Here is a 15,269-nt window from a genome sequence, read left to right on the forward strand (position 1 = left end):
CGAGCTTCCCGCTGCCGCTTCCGGGCCCGCTGCTCCTCGCGCAACCGCTCCCGCGCCATGCGCCGCTCCCACTTGCGGCGCTCCTTCTTCTCCAGGTGCTCGCCCAACGAGCCCATGTGGTCCGCCCACTTCTCCACCCCCTGGGCCCACTTCTCCACCCCCTGGGCGTGCCGCTCCGCCCACTTCTCCACCCCCTGGGCCCACTTCTCCACCCCCTTCTCCACCCCCTCGGCGTGCCGCTGCGCCCACTTCTCCAGCTCCTCGGCGTGCTGGCGCTCCCACATCTCCTTCCAGTGGGCGTGGCGCTTCTGGCCCTCGGCGAGGGCCTCCATCATGCGGCGCAGGTGCTTCTGGAGGGGCAACTCGGGCGGCGGAGGGGGCGGGTGCGGAGCCATGGCTGTCTCCTGGCGGCGGCGTTACATCCCGGTGTTACACCGGGGGCGCCTCCTCTGCCCACGATTCGGTGGATTCCCGTCCCCACCGGGGATGGATGCGGGGCGTCCGCCTGTTCGCAGCCCCACAGCGAGGTTTGCCCTTCCCGGCCAGATGAACGATGAAGAGCAGGCGGGGTGGGGGCCGCAAGGGGACGGTGTCGTGTCGAGGAATGAAGCAGAGGCCATGGGACCCGAGGCGATTCGCGCGCTGCGCGGAGAGCGGAGCCGCGCGGCGTTCGCCCGGCAGCTCGGGGTGACGCCCCTCACGGTGTACCGCTGGGAAGCTCCCCGAGGCCGCCGCGCAGGCCCGCCGTCCCAGGGGCCGGGTGATGGAGGCCCTGCGCCAGCTCGCCGAGGGCGGCCAGCCGTCCCTGCCTCCCGTTCCCCGCCTGGTCCCCAACCCCTACCGGCAGGAGCTGTCGCGCGAGGAGCGCACCCGGCTGGCCTCCTGCCTGACGCTGCTGCAACGCGCCGACTGGCGGGCCGCGGAGAACACCCTGCTGGAGCTGCTGACCTCGGGGGAGCTGCGCTCGGCGGGGTCACGGGCCCTGGCCTCGGTGGGCCTGGCCTACGCGTACCGCTGGGGTTACGAGGACGTGCGGCGGGCCTTCGCGGTGCTGATGCCCCACCTGGCCGAGGCCGACGCGGGCCTGCTGCCCGCCGAGAGCGTCGAGGTGCACGTGCACTCGATGGCGGCCAACCTCTACGCCTCGCCGGACGGCCGCATCTTCGACGCGGGCAAGATGAACGTGCACGTGGCGCGCGCCGAGGCGCTGCTGCGGCCCGCCCATGTCCTCTACGCGGAGGTGCGCTGCCAGTTGCGCCTCGCGGAGGTGGCCGCCGCCTTCTACCTGGGCGCGCCCGAGCTGCTGGCCCGCCAGTACGGACGCCTGGAGGAGGCGCTCGCCGAGGTGACGGACCCCTCGCTGCGGTTGATGGCCACGCACGGGCTGGCGCACGAGGCCGCCATCCGGGGCGAGGTCTCCCTGGCCACCCGGCGCTTCCGCGAGCTGTCGCAGGCCGCGGCGCGCCTGGGCTATGGCCTGCTGGAGGCGCGCAGCCTCGCCTTCCTCGCGCAGCACCGGTTGGACGAGGCCTGTGAGCCCGACGAGGCGCTCGCGCAGGTGCGCCGCGCCCGCACGGCCTTCGACGGGCGGCTGGGCCGGTGCTTCTCCTTCATCTTCGCCGCGCGCGCGGAAGTGGACGCCCTGCTGCGCCTGGGCCGCTTCCCCGAGGCCGAGGCGGTGCTGGAGCAGGGCAACGCGGTGGTGGAGGAGCTGAGCTGGACCCCGCACTACCTGGTGGTGCAGCACGCCCGTTTCCTCTACCTCACCGGCCGCTACGCGGACATCCGCCAGCTCGCCCACCAGCTCTCGAGCTACACCGGCCCCATCCAGCAGGCCCTCACCCGCGCCTACGGGTGCTGGGTGGAGGCGCTCGCGGACTGGGCCGACGGCCATGCGCAGCGGGCCGCGGAGGGCTTCGCCGCCACCCACGCCCGCGTCCTGGAGCTGGGGGGCTGGCCCTACCTGCGGCGGGACTGCGCCGTGTGCGAGGTGGGCGCGCGCGCCGCCGCGGGCCAGTTGCCGGAGTCCCGCACGGCCCTGCGCCGGGCCCGGGCCATCCTGGAGCAGTTCCCCTCCACCTGGAGCACCGCCCTGCTCCACCGCTACGAGGGCTGGCTGCTCGCCCGCGAGGGCAACCTGCGCGAGGCGCGCGAGAAGCTGGAGGCCTCGCTGGCCACCTTCAACCTCGCGGCGGACCTGCCCGAGGCCGCCCTCACCCGCCGCACGCTCGCCGCGGTGGCACGCGCCGCGGGCGAGCCGGGCGCCGAGGTCTGGCAGCAGCAGAGCGAGGAGGAGCTGCGCCGCTACGGCATCACCCCGCCCCCGGACTTCCACACGGACAGCCTCGCCGTGCAGGAGGCGCCGTCCCCGGACGCGGCCCCCCGGCTGGGCGCCGAGGCGCTGGCAGTGCCCTTCGAGCGGCTCTCCGTGCGCGGCATGGGCGCCTCCCTCATCCAGCGCGAGCTGGTGGCGGTGCTGGAGGGGCTCTTCCCCGGCCGCGGACCGCGGCTGGAGGAGCTGGACTCGCAGGGCCGCGCCACGCCGCTGCTGGGAGCGGCCAGCGACCCCGCCAGCGAGTGGGTGGAGTTCGGCGACGGGTGTGGCCGCCGGCTGCGCGTGGGCGTGGCGGGCCCCCTGCCCGCGGACGGACGGGCGCTGATCTGCGCACTGGCGCGCCTGGCGGGCTTCGCGCTGGAGGTGGCCGCGCTGCGCGGCTTCGCCCAGACGGAAGCCCCCCTGCGCGAGCCCGAGGGCGCGCCCGAGGTGCCCGGCTTCATCGCCGCCTCGGCCGTCATGCGCAAGCTGAAGACGGAGCTGGCGGGGCTGAGCGGCTCGCGCGCCACCGTCATCGTCACCGGCGAGTCCGGCAGCGGCAAGGAGGTGGTGGCCCGCGCGCTCCACCGGCTGTCGGCCCGGGCCGATCGTCCCTACGTGGCCTTCAACTGCGCCGCGGTGCCGCGCGAGCTCTTCGAGGGCCAGCTCTTCGGCTACCGGCGCGGCGCCTATACCGGCGCGGCCACGGACCACCCGGGCGTCATCCGCGCCGCCCACGGGGGCACGCTCTTCCTGGACGAGATTGGAGAGCTGCCGCTCGAGGTGCAGCCCAAGCTGCTGCGCTTCCTGGAGAACGGAGAAATCTTCCCCCTGGGCGAGACGCGGCCGGCGCAGGTGGACGTGCGCGTCATCGCCGCCACGCACCGGGACCTGGGGCAGTTGGTGCGCGAGGGGCGCTTCCGCGAGGACCTCTACTACCGGCTGCAGGTGGTGCCCGTGCGGGTGCCCCCGCTGCGCGAGCGGCGCGAGGACATCATCGCCCTGGCGCGTCACTTCGTGGGCCAGCTCACCCCCGAGGGGCAGGAGCCGCCGCAGCTCGGGCCGGACGCCCTGGCCGCGCTGGTGGCGCACCCCTGGCCGGGCAACGTGCGCGAGCTGCGCAACGTCATCGAGCGCTCGCTCGCCTTCGGCTCGCTTCCGGCGGTGCTGGGGGCGGACAGGCTGCGCATCACGGGCTGAGCCCGGAGCCGCGAACGCCTGAGGGGGGAAAAGAACACCGCGGGCCAGGACAGGGGGCGAACCCGACCCGCGGTGCATGGCTACGACTTCAGCCGTGAAAAGATGCGCTCGTGGGCCGAAGTGGGGGGGCCTCCGACCCACGGAGCGCTTCGGGCACCAAGGCGCCCGAACTCAAAATCGTTGTCGAGAACACATCTAGCAGGGGGCGTGCCAACGCTTTCGGGCCCCGGAAGGCCATTTGGAAATCATCCAAGGCTCATCCAGGAGCGGCCGACCCTATCCAAAACCATATCCAGGAAGCGGAGGGGGACTCCGGATGCGTGATGGATATGGCTGGCAGTGAAGCGGCCGGGCAGCCGGGCGGGGTCGGGAGCGAAGGGCTCGCGAGGGAGGCAGCCGGGGACGAAGTGGGCTAGGGAGGGGAGCGACGATGAGCTCCTCCGTGTCCTCCCGTGGCTTCCGCGTCTTTGGCTGGTCCACCCTCCTCTATACGCTGGCCGTGGTGCTGTGGGGCGCCTTCGTGCGCGCCACCGGCTCGGGAGCGGGGTGTGGAGACCACTGGCCGGTGTGCAACGGCGAGGTGGTGCCGCGCGCGCCCACCCTGCAAACCCTCATCGAGTACACGCACCGGGTGACGAGCGGGCTGGCGATGATTCTGGCGGTGGTGCTGTGCGTGTGGGGGCTGAGGGCGCACGCGAAGGGGCACCCGGTGCGCAAGGCGGCCGTGTTCTCGCTCGTCTTCATGGTGACGGAGGCGGCGCTGGGAGCGGGGCTGGTGCTCTTCAAGATGGTGGCGGGCAACGAGTCGCTGGCGCGGGCGTGGTGGATGGCGGCGCACCTCATCAACACGTTCCTGCTGGTGGGGGCGATGGCGCTGACGTGCTGGTGGGCGGGAGGCCGGGAGCGGCTGACGTGGCGGCAGCAGGGGCTGACGGGGTGGCTGGTGGGCGGGAGCGTGGTGGGACTGCTGGTGCTGGGAGTGAGCGGGGCCATCGCCGCGCTGGGCGACACGCTCTTCCCGGCATCGAGTCTGGCGGACGGGTTCCGCCAGGACATCTCGCCCACGGCGCACGTGCTGCTGCGGCTGAGGGTGCTGCACCCGGTGCTGGCGGCGCTGATGGGCGCGCTGGTGGTGTTCTCGGCGACGACGGTGGCGCGGCTGAGGCCCTCGCCGGAAGTGAAGCAGGCGGCGATGCAGCTCGGCGTGCTCTACGGGATGCAACTGGTGGTGGGGCTGGTGAACCTGGTGCTGCTGGCGCCGGTGTGGATGCAGCTCGTGCACCTGCTGATGGCGGACGTGGTGTGGATCGTCCTGCTGCGGCTGGGCGCGGCGGGGCTGGCCGAGGGAGCGCCGAGGGCCGACGAGCACCCGGCCCCCGCCCCCTCGCCCACCTGAGCCCCTCCTCTCCCTCGCCCTCCGGGAGAGGGTCGGGGTGAGGGTATCTGAGGCCCCGGGTTGACCCCCGGCTGCGTCACCCGCGTTCCATCTCCTGGGCAATCCCCCGCAGTGCCTCCAGCGCGCGCAGGGGCAGACTGATTCCTCCCGAGGGCACCTGGGGCTCGCGCACGTTGATGCGGATGAGCGTCCCCTTCCCCGCGGCCACCGCGCGCTCGCAGAAGTGCCGCACCGAGGGGATGGCCGTGCCCGCGCCGCACTCGACGACGGCCAGGGAGCCGGGCGTCACCGCCTCGAGCCACTCCGAGAGCCGCTGCTCCTGGTCCTCGGTGCGAGACGCATCCCATCCCCAATCCCCGAACATGAGGATGTTGGGCCGCACGAGCGAGCCGCAGCGCGGGCACGCGGGCAGGGATGGCCGGGCGCGGAACGTCTCGGGGTCCAGCTCCACCGAGTACGGGGCGGCGGAAGAAATCCCCTGGCAGGAGCCGAGGCACTGCACGTGGTGGATGGAGCCGTGGACCTCGAGGACGCGCTCCTCGGGAAAGCCCGCCTTCTGGAACTGGCCGTCGACGTTGGAGGTGAAGACGAAGGCGCCATGCCGCATGCGGGAGGCCCAGGTGCGCAGCAGCTCGAACCCGGGGTGGGGAGTCGTCGCGCGGTACAGCCCGAGCCGGTGGCCGTAGAAGCCCCAGGCGAACTCGGGGTCCTTCCGGAACCACTGGGGATTGGCCATGGAGGCGAAGTCGAGCCCGAGCTTCGCGTAGGCCGGGTAGGCGCGCCAGAAGCCCTCGGTGCCGCGGAAGTCGGGCAGCCCCGAGTCCACCCCCATCCCGGCCCCCGCTCCGATGATGAGGGCCTCGGCGGAGCGGAGCACCTCGGCGGCACGGCGAAGTTCCTGGCTCATCACGGTCACCTCCCGCGCTCCTGGCGGTGGATGGAGCAGCCCGCAGTCTCGATCGTTCTTCATGAAGACTCAAAGGACTGCTGGACGGGCCGCGTGGCCACGACTTCTACGTAACGACGAATGCTCGCGCAGAGGACTGAAGCGCACCCGTACGTAGGCCATTTCCCACCGCACCAGCGAGGTTGCGTGGAGGGGTGGGTCTGACATCCCAGGTCTGGTGCGGAAAACCCTCTCCGGGAGCCTCCTCGGAGCCCGGGGAATGTCAGACCCATTGGGTATGACTGACGCATGGCCGCCCGAGAGGGGGCCGAGCACTCCCACGCCCCACCCAGGCCCTACCTGGGAGGGCCTGCATCCAACCTGGAGCATCACACATGGCTACCCGCACCGCCGCCCGCAACGCCTCCCGCAGCCGCACCACCGAGCAGACCAAGGCCGCCTTCGAGGAGCTGGCCCGGAAGAACCGCAACAAGCCCGTGGTCTCGGCCAAGGAGCAGGAGGCGCGCACCACCCACGCCAAGAGCGTGCTGACGGATGTCTCCAGCCTCACGGCGGAGTCCGCGGTGAAGAAGGTCACCGAGGCGGGCCTCACCATCAACCGCACGCTGGCCGGCATCAACGAGCAGGTCATGGCGCTGGTGGAGGAGCTCAAGCAGCTCGACGAGGCCATCAAGCTCAAGACGGAGGAGCTCACGGCCCTGCACGGCCAGGACATCGCCGCGAGCGCCCTCGACGTGCTGGTGGCCGAGTACGACCGCAAGAAGGAGGAGCTGCAGGCGGAGATGGAGCGGCTGCAGAAGGAGATCGCCGACACGCGCACGAAGTTCGCGCAGGACCTGGCGGCCGAGCGGGACGCGATGGAGCTGGCGCGCAAGCGGGCCGAGGAGGAGTACACCTACGGCATGCAGCTCTCGCGCAAGAAGGAGCAGGACGCCTTCGCCGAGCAGATGCGGGTGCAGGCCGCCGCCGAGCGGGACCGCAAGGAGAAGCTGGAGAAGGAGTGGGCGGTGCGCGAGGAGGCGCTGAAGCTGCGCGAGAAGGAGCTGGAGGAGCTGCGCAAGCAGGTGTCGGAGTTCCCGCTGGTGCTCAAGAAGGAGACGGACACGGCGGCGGCCATCGCGGGCAACCGGGTGAAGTCCGAGTGGGAGATGAAGTTCACGCTGGCCCAGAAGGACGCCGAGACGGCGCAGCGCGTGGCCAGCATGGAGATCGCCTCGCTCAAGGACACCAACGCGAAGCAGGCGCAGGCCATTGTCGCGCTGCAGACGGAGCTGAACGAGGCCAAGCGCCAGGTGCAGGCCATCGCCGAGAAGGCCCTGGAGTCGGCCTCGGGGGCTCGCGCACTGGCCGAGGTGCAGGGCGTCATCGCCAGCCGGGACTACACCAAGGGCAAGTAGTGGGAGCTCCAGGTTCCGAGGGAGCAGGCAGAACTTGCGCCCTCGGGCGGCGCGCCCCCAGCTTGGAGGGCGGGGGCCGCGGGAATTGCGCACCGGGCGACGGTTGATCGCCCTGAAGTACGGCTGGCACGGCAAGTGCTGCGACTCCCCTTGCGTGGTTTCCACGCTTTTTTCACGGAGTTGCTCACCATGCCCCGCCGCGCCCGGAAGACTCCGCCCAACAAGAATCGCCGCCGCGCCCGCCCCGAGCCCCGGCTCGCCCGCGCCTCCAAGACTGCCTCTAAGAAGACCTCGCGGGAGAAGTGGGTGTACCTCTTCGACGAGGGCCGCGGGGACATGAAGGAGCTGCTGGGCGGCAAGGGGGCCAACCTCGCCGAGATGACGCGCATCGGGCTGCCCGTGCCGCCCGGCTTCATCGTCACCACCCGGGCCTGCAACGCCTTCCTCGCCGCGGGGAGCCAGTTCCCCGAGGGCCTCTGGCAGCAGGAGCTCGCGGCGCTGCGCAAGCTGGAGAAGCGGGCGGGCCGCTCGTTCGGGGACCCGGAGAACGCCCTGCTGGTGTCCTGCCGCTCCGGCGCGCGCTTCTCCATGCCGGGGATGATGGACACCATCCTCAACCTCGGGCTGAACGACGCGGTGGTGGAGGGCCTCGCCGCCGAGACGGGGGATGAGCGCTTCGCCTATGACGCCTACCGTCGGCTGGTGCAGATGTTCGGCACGGTGGTGCTCGACTTGCCCGACGAGCCCTTCGAGCACGTGCTGGAGGAGTACCGGCGCCAGCGGGGCCAGGAGAACGACGCGGCGCTGCCCGCCGAGGACCTGAAGGCCATCACCCAGGCCTTCCAGCGCATCATCCGCGAGAAGTCGGGACGGGACTTCCCCCAGGAGCCCATCGAGCAACTGCGGCTGGCCACCGAGGCGGTGTTCCGCAGTTGGAATGGCAAGCGCGCGGTGGACTACCGCAACGCGGCGGGCATCGCGCATGACCTGGGCACGGCCGTCAACATTGTCACCATGGTGTTCGGCAACCGGGGCGAGGGCTCCGGCACCGGCGTGGTGACGACGCGCAACGTGTCCACGGGCGAGCGGGAGATGGAGGGCGACTACCTCTCCAACGCCCAGGGCGAGGACGTGGTCTCGGGGACGCGGCCCACGCTGCGCATCGCCGCCCTGAAGGAGCTGCACCCGAAGCTCTACGCCGAGCTGGAGCGGCACTGCCAGAAATTGGAGCGGCACTTCCGGGACGTGCAGGACGTCGAATTCACCATCGAGGAGGGCAAGTTGTGGATGCTGCAGACGCGCGATGCCAAGCGCACGGCGCAGGCGGCGGTGCGCATCGCGGTGGAGCTGGCGCGGGAGAAGCGCATCACCCGTCAGGAGGCCGTCCTCCGGGTGAAGCCGGAGCAGATCGACTTCTTCCTGCACCCCCAGTTCGCACCGGCCGACAAGAAGGCGTCCCAGGAGCGGGGAGACCTGCTGGCCACCGGGCTGAACGTGTCGCCGGGTGCGGCCAGTGGCGTGGTGGCCTTCGACGCCGACACCGCCGAGCGCTGGAGCAAGGAGGAGAAGAAGGCCGTCATCATGGTGCGTCCCGAGACGAAGCCGGACGACGTGCACGGCATGCTGGCGGCGCAGGGCATCCTCACCAGCCGGGGCGGACGCACCAGCCACGCCGCGCTGGTGGCGCGCCAGTTCGGCAAGCCCGCGGTGGTGGGCGTCTCGGCGATGGAGGTGGACTGCGAGAAACGGCAGCTCACCATCGCCGGGCGCGTCATCCGCGAGGGGGAGGTGGTCTCCATCGACGGCACCACCGGCGAGCTCTTCGCGGGCAAGCTGGAGACCGTCATCCCGGATCTGAAGGACGAGCACATCCTCGAGCTGCTGCGGTGGGCGGACGGCTTCCGCGAGATGGGCGTGTACGCGAACGCGGACTACCCGCGTGACGCCGAGACGGCCCGGGAGCTCGGCGCCGAGGGCATCGGCCTGTGCCGCACCGAGCACATGTTCTTCGAGACGGAGCGCCTGCCGCACGTGCAGCGGATGATTCTGGCCCGGACCGACGCGGAGCGGGACGAGGCCCTCGCGACCCTGCTCCCCTTCCAGCGCGAGGACTTCCTCGGGCTGTTCCGGACGATGAATGGGCAGCCCGTCACCATCCGCCTCATCGATCCGCCCCTGCACGAGTTCCTCCCCAACCACGACGGGCTGTTGCACGACGTCACCGAGCTGGAGACGCGGCTGGAGCTGCTGAAGGGCAAGCCCGAGACGAAGGAACTGGAGGAGCGGCTCGCCCAGAAGCGGCGCCTGCTGGAGGCGGTGGAGTCGATGCGCGAGACCAACCCCATGCTGGGCCTGCGCGGGGTGCGGCTGGGCATCCACCTGCCGGCGCTCGTCCGCATGCAGGTGCGGGCCATCTTCGAGGCGGCCTGCCAGTGCACGCGGGAAGGCGTGCGCGTCTTCCCCAAGGTGATGATTCCGCTCATCGCGCACCGCAACGAGCTGCGGGTGGAGAAGGAGCTGCTCGAGACCGAGGCCCGCGCGGTGATGAAGGAGCAGGGCATGAAGGTGGCGTACCAGTTGGGGACGATGATCGAGATTCCCCGGGCCGCGCTCACCGCGGATCAGATCGCCCAGGACGCGCAGTTCTTCTCCTTCGGGACGAACGACCTCACCCAGACCACCTACGGCATCTCGCGGGATGACGCGGAGACGGGCTTCCTCAGCGAGTACCTGCAGAAGCGCATCCTCCCGGAGAATCCCTTCGCCACGCTCGATCAGCGGGGCGTGGGAGCGCTCATGGAGATGGCGGTGAAGCTGGGCCGGGGGACGAGGCCGAAGCTGAACATCGGCATCTGCGGCGAGCACGGCGGAGACCCGAAGACGATCGCCTTCTGCCACCGCATCGGGCTGGACTACGTGTCGTGCTCGCCCTACCGGGTGCCCATCGCGCGCCTGGCCGCGGCCCACGCCGCGCTCGAGCTGGAGACGTAGACCCGGGCTGCAGGTCATTGATCCCGGACGGGCGGCTCGGTGGTAGATCTCCCGTCCGGGAGACTCCATGACCTCACCGACCGTCCGTCCCTCACCGCGCCTGCGCTGGCTGCTCGCCCCGCTGGTGCTGCTCACGCTCACCGGCTGCTTCGATCTCCTCCAGGAGATCTGGATCCTCCCCGATGGCTCGGGGCGCGTGGTGTTCGACATCGGCCTGCCGAGGACGTTCATCGATCTCGCGCGGTCACAGGGGAAGGACCCGCTCGAGGAGATGCGCGCGGACGCCCGCACCACCGAGGCCGAGCTGAAGAAGGACCCGGACGTGACGAAGTTCGAGTTCCGGGAGTACGAGGAGAACGGGCAGCAGCACCTCGTGTACGACCTGACGGTGAGGGACGCCACCCGGCTGGGCGAGCTGCAGAAACGGGCGATGGAGCAGAGCGCCACGGCGAAGCAGGCGAAGCAGGGCCAGGGCAAGGCGGAGCTGGCCTTCCGCATCGAGCGCCGCGGGTTCGGCGAGTACGTCTACGTCCAGAGCTTCGGCGAGCCGAAGAACACGGCCGGTGCTCCTGGCGGTACGAACGAAGCCGCGGAGCGGGCGGCCCGGGACTTCGGGACGCAGATGGCGCGGGCGCTGCTGGGCAACCACTTCTACATCGTCCGCGTGCACGGCCAGACCATCCCGGAGACGAACGGCACGCTCAACGAGAAGAAGGACACGGTGGAGTGGAAGTACAGCCTGGTGGACCTGGTGGACGCGGCCGGCAAGGGCACGGAGCTGCGCGCAGTGGTGCAGGCCGCGCCTCCGCTCTGGCTGTGGCCGGTGGTGCTCGGGGTACCGCTGCTCGTGCTGCTGCTGGCGGTGAAGGCGGCCCGGCGGCAGCGGGCCCGGCGCACCGTCTGAACCAGCCACCTCCCGGGCGCGCGCCTCACCAACTGGTCCAACAATCGGACCAGTTGCTCGCGTCCGAGTCCGGCGTGCCGCCCAGCACTCTCCCGGGCGCGCGCTTCACAAAGCTGTCCAACTGTCGGACACCTTTTGGAAGTCCGCGCCCGGAAGGTCCCCGCCCACCGCCATCCCTAAAGCCGCAGCCCCCGGGGCACCACGAGCCGCTCGATGAGCTCGAACAGGCCGCTGACGAGCAACGCGAGCACCGCCGCGGGCACGGCCCCCTGGAGGATGAGCGAGGTGTCATCCAGCCGGATGCCGGTGAGGATGGGCTGTCCGTACCCCCCGGCACCGATCAAGGCCCCCAGGGTGGCGGTGCCCACGTTGATGACGGCCGAGGTCTGGATGCCGGCGAGGATGGACGGCGCGGCCATGGGCAGCTCCACCAGCCGCAGGCGCGCACCGGGCGGCAGGCCGAGGGCCTCGGCGGACTCGCGCACCTCGGGGGCAATCCCGGTGAGCCCCGCCGCGGTGTTCCGCAGAATGGGCAGCAGGCTGTAGAGGAACAGCGCCACGATGGCGGGCCGCGCGCCAATGCCCAGCAGCGGAATCATGAACACCAGCAGCGCCAGCGAGGGCACCGTCTGGATGATGCTCGCCAGCGCGAGCACGCCCCGCCCCAGCCTCGGCCTGCGCGCCACCAGTACCCCCAGCGGCACCGCCACCGCGATGGCCGCCAGCAGCGACAGGCCCACGAGGAACAGGTGCTCGCGCGTGTGGCGCCACAGGCTCGCGAGCATACTGTCGCCTCGCACCGTCACCACCAGTCCCAGCTCGCGCTCCAGGAACGTGGCCGCCACCTGCCGCTCGGGCACCCGCTGGAGCTTCGCCCGCGCGTTGAGCTCCACCATCTCCGGCTCCGAGATGCGGCCCGCCAACCGGCCGAGCGCCGCCACCACCTCCGGGGCTCGCCCGGCCAGGTCCTCCCGGTAGAGGAGCACCGCGTCGTACGCGGGGAAGTGCCGCAGGTCGTCCTCCAGGACGCGCAGGCCGTAGTAGGCGATCTCCGCGTCCGTGGAGTACAGGTCCGTCACCTGGATGGCGCCGCTCTCCAGGCCCCGGTAGGCCAGATCATGGTCGAGCCCGCGCACCTCCCGCTGGGGCAGCCCATAACGGGAGCGCAGGGCGGGCCAGCCATCGCCCCGGTTCATGAACTCGTTGCTGAAGCCGAAGCGCAGCTCCGGGTGCTCGCGCAGGTCCGACAGCGTCCGGATGCCCAGCCGCTCCGCCTCCTCCTCCTTCATGCCCAGTGCATAGGTGTCGTTGAAGCCCAGCGGCGCGCTCATCCGCAGGCCCTCGGCCGCGAGCGCCTGGCGCAGCGACTCGTCATCCGGCAGCGCGCGGCCGGCGAAGATCTCCTGGCACAGGGTACCGGTGTACTCGGGGTACAGATCGATCTCCCCGCGTCGCAGGGCCTGCCAGAGCACCTGGGTGCCGCCGAGCTCGCGCCGGTGCTCGGCCCGGACACCCGTGCTCCGCGCGAGCTGCGTCACCATGTCCCCGAGGATGACGGACTCGGTGAACTTCTTGGAGCCCACGCGCACCGTGGGGCCGTCCGGCGCGGCGCCCGAGCACGCGGCGAGCAGCAACCCCACACAGGCGGCGAGCACCCTCATGGCTGGCGTCCCCCGAAAGGCAGCCGCTGCGCCTGGAAGAAGCGGGTGACGAAGGGGTCCGCGGGAGCGCGCTCCAGCTCCGCGAGCGGGCCCTGCTGGACGATGCGGCCCTCGCGCATCAGCACCACGTGCTCCCCGAGGAAGGCGCCCTCGCCCAGGTCATGGGTGACGAGCACCACCGTCTTGCCGAGCCGGGCGAAGATGTCGCGCAGGTCCCCCTGCAGCTCGTAGCGGATCATCGGATCCAACGCGCCGAGCGGCTCGTCGAGCAGCAACACGTCCGGGTCCAGCATCAGCGCACGCATGAGGCTGACGCGCTGGCGCTGGCCTCCGGAGAGCTGGCCGGGGTAGCGGCCGAGCGCGTCCGGAGGAAAACGGGTGAGCTCGACGAGCTCGCGCAGTCGGGCCTGGACGCGCTCCGGGGGCCACTTCAGGTAACGGGCCATCAGGGTGGCGTTGCCCTCGGCGGTGAGGTGCGGGAAGAGCCCACCTCCCTGGAGCGCGTAGCCCATCCGCTGGCGGACGGTGAGCAGGTCCTCGTCGCGCAGGGGCTGCCCCCGGAAGAGGACGCGGCCGGTGTCGGGCCGGAGCAGCCCATTCATCAAGCGCACGAGCGTGGACTTGCCACAGCCGCTCGGACCGAGGAGGACGGTGGTGCGGCCCTCGGGAATGCGCAGGTCCAGCGGATGCAGGGCCGGGGTACTGCCGAAGCGCTTGGACACCTGTTCGAGCACGAACACGCCCGAGTCATACCGCGATGGGTGACACCTCGGGGCGGCCAATCGGCTACCCGGGCCGCGTGCCCGGCGCCGCCACCACGTTCTCCCCGGGCTTCACGGCGGACAGCGGAGCCGCGGGGCTCGCGAGCGTCAGGGCCGGTTGCGCTGGGAAGCTGGCCTCGGCGCGCAGCACGGGCAGTCCCTGCGGCTGCTTCTGGAGGAAGGCGATGAGCTTCTCGCGCACCAGGCAGCGCAGGTCCCACGCCTTGCCCGAATCCGCGGCGCTCACCAGCGCGCGCAGCATCATCGCCCGCTCGGTGCACGCCGTCACCTGCACGCCCTGCGCCTTGCCGTCCCACAGCTCGCGGCCCTCGTTGTGGAGGATGCGCACCAGCTCCACGCGCACCGCGGCCACGTCCGTCTTGTAGTCCGCGTACAGCTCCACGGTGCCCAATATCTCCGGCGACACCTTGCTCCAGTTCTGGAAGGGCTTGTCGAGGAAGTGGGTCATCGGCACCACCAGCCGCCGCAGGTCCCACACCTTCACCACCACGTAGGTGAGGGTGATTTCCTCGATCCACCCCCACTCGTTCTCCACGATGACGGTGTCGCCGATGCGCACCGGCTGGGTGATGGAGAGCTGGATGCCGGCCAGCAGCGTGGAGATGGACTTCTGCGCGGCCAGGCCGATGACCAGGCCCGCGAGACCGGCGGACGCCAGCAGCGACACGCCCACGTTGCGCACCGCCTCGAACTGCAACAGCAACAGCGAGATGGCGAGCACATACGTGGCCGCCTCGACGATGCGGCGCATCACCACGAGCTGCGTGCGCAGTCCCCTCACCCGCCCCACGTCCGCGCCCGCGCCGGAGTCGCGCACCACCTTCTGCTCGATGTAGTGGGCGGACAGCTTGACGAAGCGCAGGACGAACCACGCCACCGACACGATGCCCAGCGAGCGCGCGGCCAGGTCCACCCCGTGCTGCGCCGGCGGAGGCAGCAGCAGCACGCGCGAGCCCAGGGAGCCCAGCAGCGCCAGCAGGCTGTAGCGCAGCGGACCCTCGCCCGCCGAGAACACCTGATCATCCCAGCCGGAGCTCGTCAGCCGCACGGCGCGGGCGCTCAGCCGCAGGCCTACCTTCTCCAGCAGCCGGCTCGCCATCGCCGCCGCCCCCACCAGCAGCACGAGCCCCAGCCACTGCCACAGCTCCAGCACCCAGAAGGGACGCAGGAGGAGGAAGGCGGGGAGCGCCTCCTGCAACGGTGAGCCGTGCGCCTCGAAGAGCGCGTCGATGGCACGCACCGAGTCCTCACTGAAGACCCAGACGGGCTCGCCCCCAGGTCCGCTCACCTTCCGCAACCGGATGTCCCGCACGCCCCGGCCGAGCGGAACCTGCCCGAGGGTGTCGTACAGCGCGTCCGCCGGGTCCCCCTGCGGCTCCTGGCTGATGCGCGAGAAGTCGAACCACAACGTGCGGTCCACCACGAACATCAGCCGCAGCGCGAGCCGCTCTCCCTCGGCCTGCTGCCGCTCCTTGGGGAGGTGGGACAGCCACAGGTAGTGCGGCATGCGGGCGCCGTCCCGCGCGTGCGTGGCCTCCAGGAAGCCCGCCACGGTGGCCGCGGGGGTACGGCGATCCACCTCGGCGGGCGGCTCCCCCAGCCCCTCGTTCAGCGTGGGACCGGCAGCGGCACCGGGAGCGGCCCCGAGCGCGAGTCCGGTGGGCGGCAACAGCAGGAGCAACAGGGTGAAGGCGAGGTTTCGGAGCATCATCGGTTC

General features: G+C 71.3%; 9 protein-coding genes. 5 read left to right on the forward strand and 4 right to left on the reverse strand.

All coding sequences use genetic code 11. The annotated features are described in order from the left end of the window. The first annotated feature begins 763 nt into the window (after positions 1 to 763). Both ACN28I_RS25150 and ACN28I_RS25155 read left to right on the forward strand, forming a co-directional pair. On the forward strand, positions 764 to 3,514 hold the full coding sequence (locus ACN28I_RS25150) for a sigma 54-interacting transcriptional regulator (protein WP_420944478.1): 2,751 nt from the start codon (positions 764 to 766) through the stop codon (positions 3,512 to 3,514). A gap of 430 nt (positions 3,515 to 3,944) precedes the next feature. Continuing rightward, positions 3,945 to 4,910 (forward strand): COX15/CtaA family protein, encoded by a 966-nt coding sequence (locus tag ACN28I_RS25155; protein ID WP_420944479.1) that lies wholly within the window; start codon positions 3,945 to 3,947, stop codon positions 4,908 to 4,910. A gap of 76 nt (positions 4,911 to 4,986) precedes the next feature. On the opposite strand, the gene ACN28I_RS25160 is transcribed toward ACN28I_RS25155, so the two are convergent. Next, on the reverse strand, positions 4,987 to 5,880 hold the full coding sequence (locus tag ACN28I_RS25160) for an SIR2 family NAD-dependent protein deacylase (RefSeq protein WP_420944480.1): 894 nt from the start codon (positions 5,878 to 5,880) through the stop codon (positions 4,987 to 4,989). Positions 5,881 to 6,191: 311 nt separating this feature from the next. Between ACN28I_RS25160 and ACN28I_RS25165 the strand changes: the two genes are divergently transcribed. The 3 genes from ACN28I_RS25165 to ACN28I_RS25175 all read left to right on the forward strand — a co-directional run bounded on the left by ACN28I_RS25165 (position 6,192) and on the right by ACN28I_RS25175 (position 11,109). Then, entirely contained in the window at positions 6,192 to 7,214 is a 1,023-nt protein-coding gene (locus ACN28I_RS25165; RefSeq protein WP_420944481.1) for a kinetoplast-associated protein, read from the forward strand. Positions 7,215 to 7,403: 189 nt separating this feature from the next. After that, positions 7,404 to 10,205, forward strand: coding sequence for a pyruvate, phosphate dikinase (ppdK, locus tag ACN28I_RS25170; RefSeq protein ID WP_420944482.1), 2,802 nt, complete (start codon positions 7,404 to 7,406; stop codon positions 10,203 to 10,205). Positions 10,206 to 10,272: 67 nt separating this feature from the next. Next, on the forward strand, positions 10,273 to 11,109 hold the full coding sequence (locus ACN28I_RS25175; protein ID WP_420944483.1) for a hypothetical protein: 837 nt from the start codon (positions 10,273 to 10,275) through the stop codon (positions 11,107 to 11,109). Between the two features lie 176 nt (positions 11,110 to 11,285). On the opposite strand, the gene ACN28I_RS25180 is transcribed toward ACN28I_RS25175, so the two are convergent. From ACN28I_RS25180 to ACN28I_RS25190, 3 genes are read right to left on the reverse strand one after another with little or no spacing between them, the layout of a single operon-like run. Beyond that, entirely contained in the window at positions 11,286 to 12,770 is a 1,485-nt protein-coding gene (locus tag ACN28I_RS25180) for a glycine betaine ABC transporter substrate-binding protein (RefSeq protein ID WP_420944484.1), read from the reverse strand. Beyond that, positions 12,767 to 13,510: an ATP-binding cassette domain-containing protein gene (locus ACN28I_RS25185; RefSeq protein ID WP_420944485.1), complete on the reverse strand. Its 744-nt coding sequence runs from the start codon at positions 13,508 to 13,510 to the stop codon at positions 12,767 to 12,769. The genes ACN28I_RS25180 and ACN28I_RS25185 overlap by 4 nt, the downstream gene beginning before the upstream one ends. 46 nt (positions 13,511 to 13,556) lie before the next feature. Further along, the gene (locus tag ACN28I_RS25190; RefSeq protein ID WP_420948711.1) at positions 13,557 to 15,260 is read right to left on the reverse strand and encodes a mechanosensitive ion channel family protein; all 1,704 of its coding nucleotides are present in this window, start codon (positions 15,258 to 15,260) and stop codon (positions 13,557 to 13,559) included. Between the last annotated feature and the right edge of the window lie 9 nt (positions 15,261 to 15,269).

The sequence above is a fragment of the Archangium gephyra genome, from assembly GCF_049060025.1.
Lineage (GTDB): Bacteria > Myxococcota > Myxococcia > Myxococcales > Myxococcaceae > Archangium > Archangium gephyra_A.

Coding starts and splice junctions, on each gene's coding strand:
- ACN28I_RS25150 (WP_420944478.1), top strand. CDS start 764: ATGGAGGCCCTGCGCCAGCTCGCCGAGGGCGGCCAGCCGTCCCTGCCT.
- ppdK (WP_420944482.1), top strand. CDS start 7,404: ATGCCCCGCCGCGCCCGGAAGACTCCGCCCAACAAGAATCGCCGCCGC.
- ACN28I_RS25155 (WP_420944479.1), top strand. CDS start 3,945: ATGAGCTCCTCCGTGTCCTCCCGTGGCTTCCGCGTCTTTGGCTGGTCC.
- ACN28I_RS25180 (WP_420944484.1), bottom strand. CDS start 12,770: ATGAGGGTGCTCGCCGCCTGTGTGGGGTTGCTGCTCGCCGCGTGCTCG.
- ACN28I_RS25165 (WP_420944481.1), top strand. CDS start 6,192: ATGGCTACCCGCACCGCCGCCCGCAACGCCTCCCGCAGCCGCACCACC.
- ACN28I_RS25160 (WP_420944480.1), bottom strand. CDS start 5,880: ATGAAGAACGATCGAGACTGCGGGCTGCTCCATCCACCGCCAGGAGCG.
- ACN28I_RS25175 (WP_420944483.1), top strand. CDS start 10,273: ATGACCTCACCGACCGTCCGTCCCTCACCGCGCCTGCGCTGGCTGCTC.
- ACN28I_RS25190 (WP_420948711.1), bottom strand. CDS start 15,260: ATGCTCCGAAACCTCGCCTTCACCCTGTTGCTCCTGCTGTTGCCGCCC.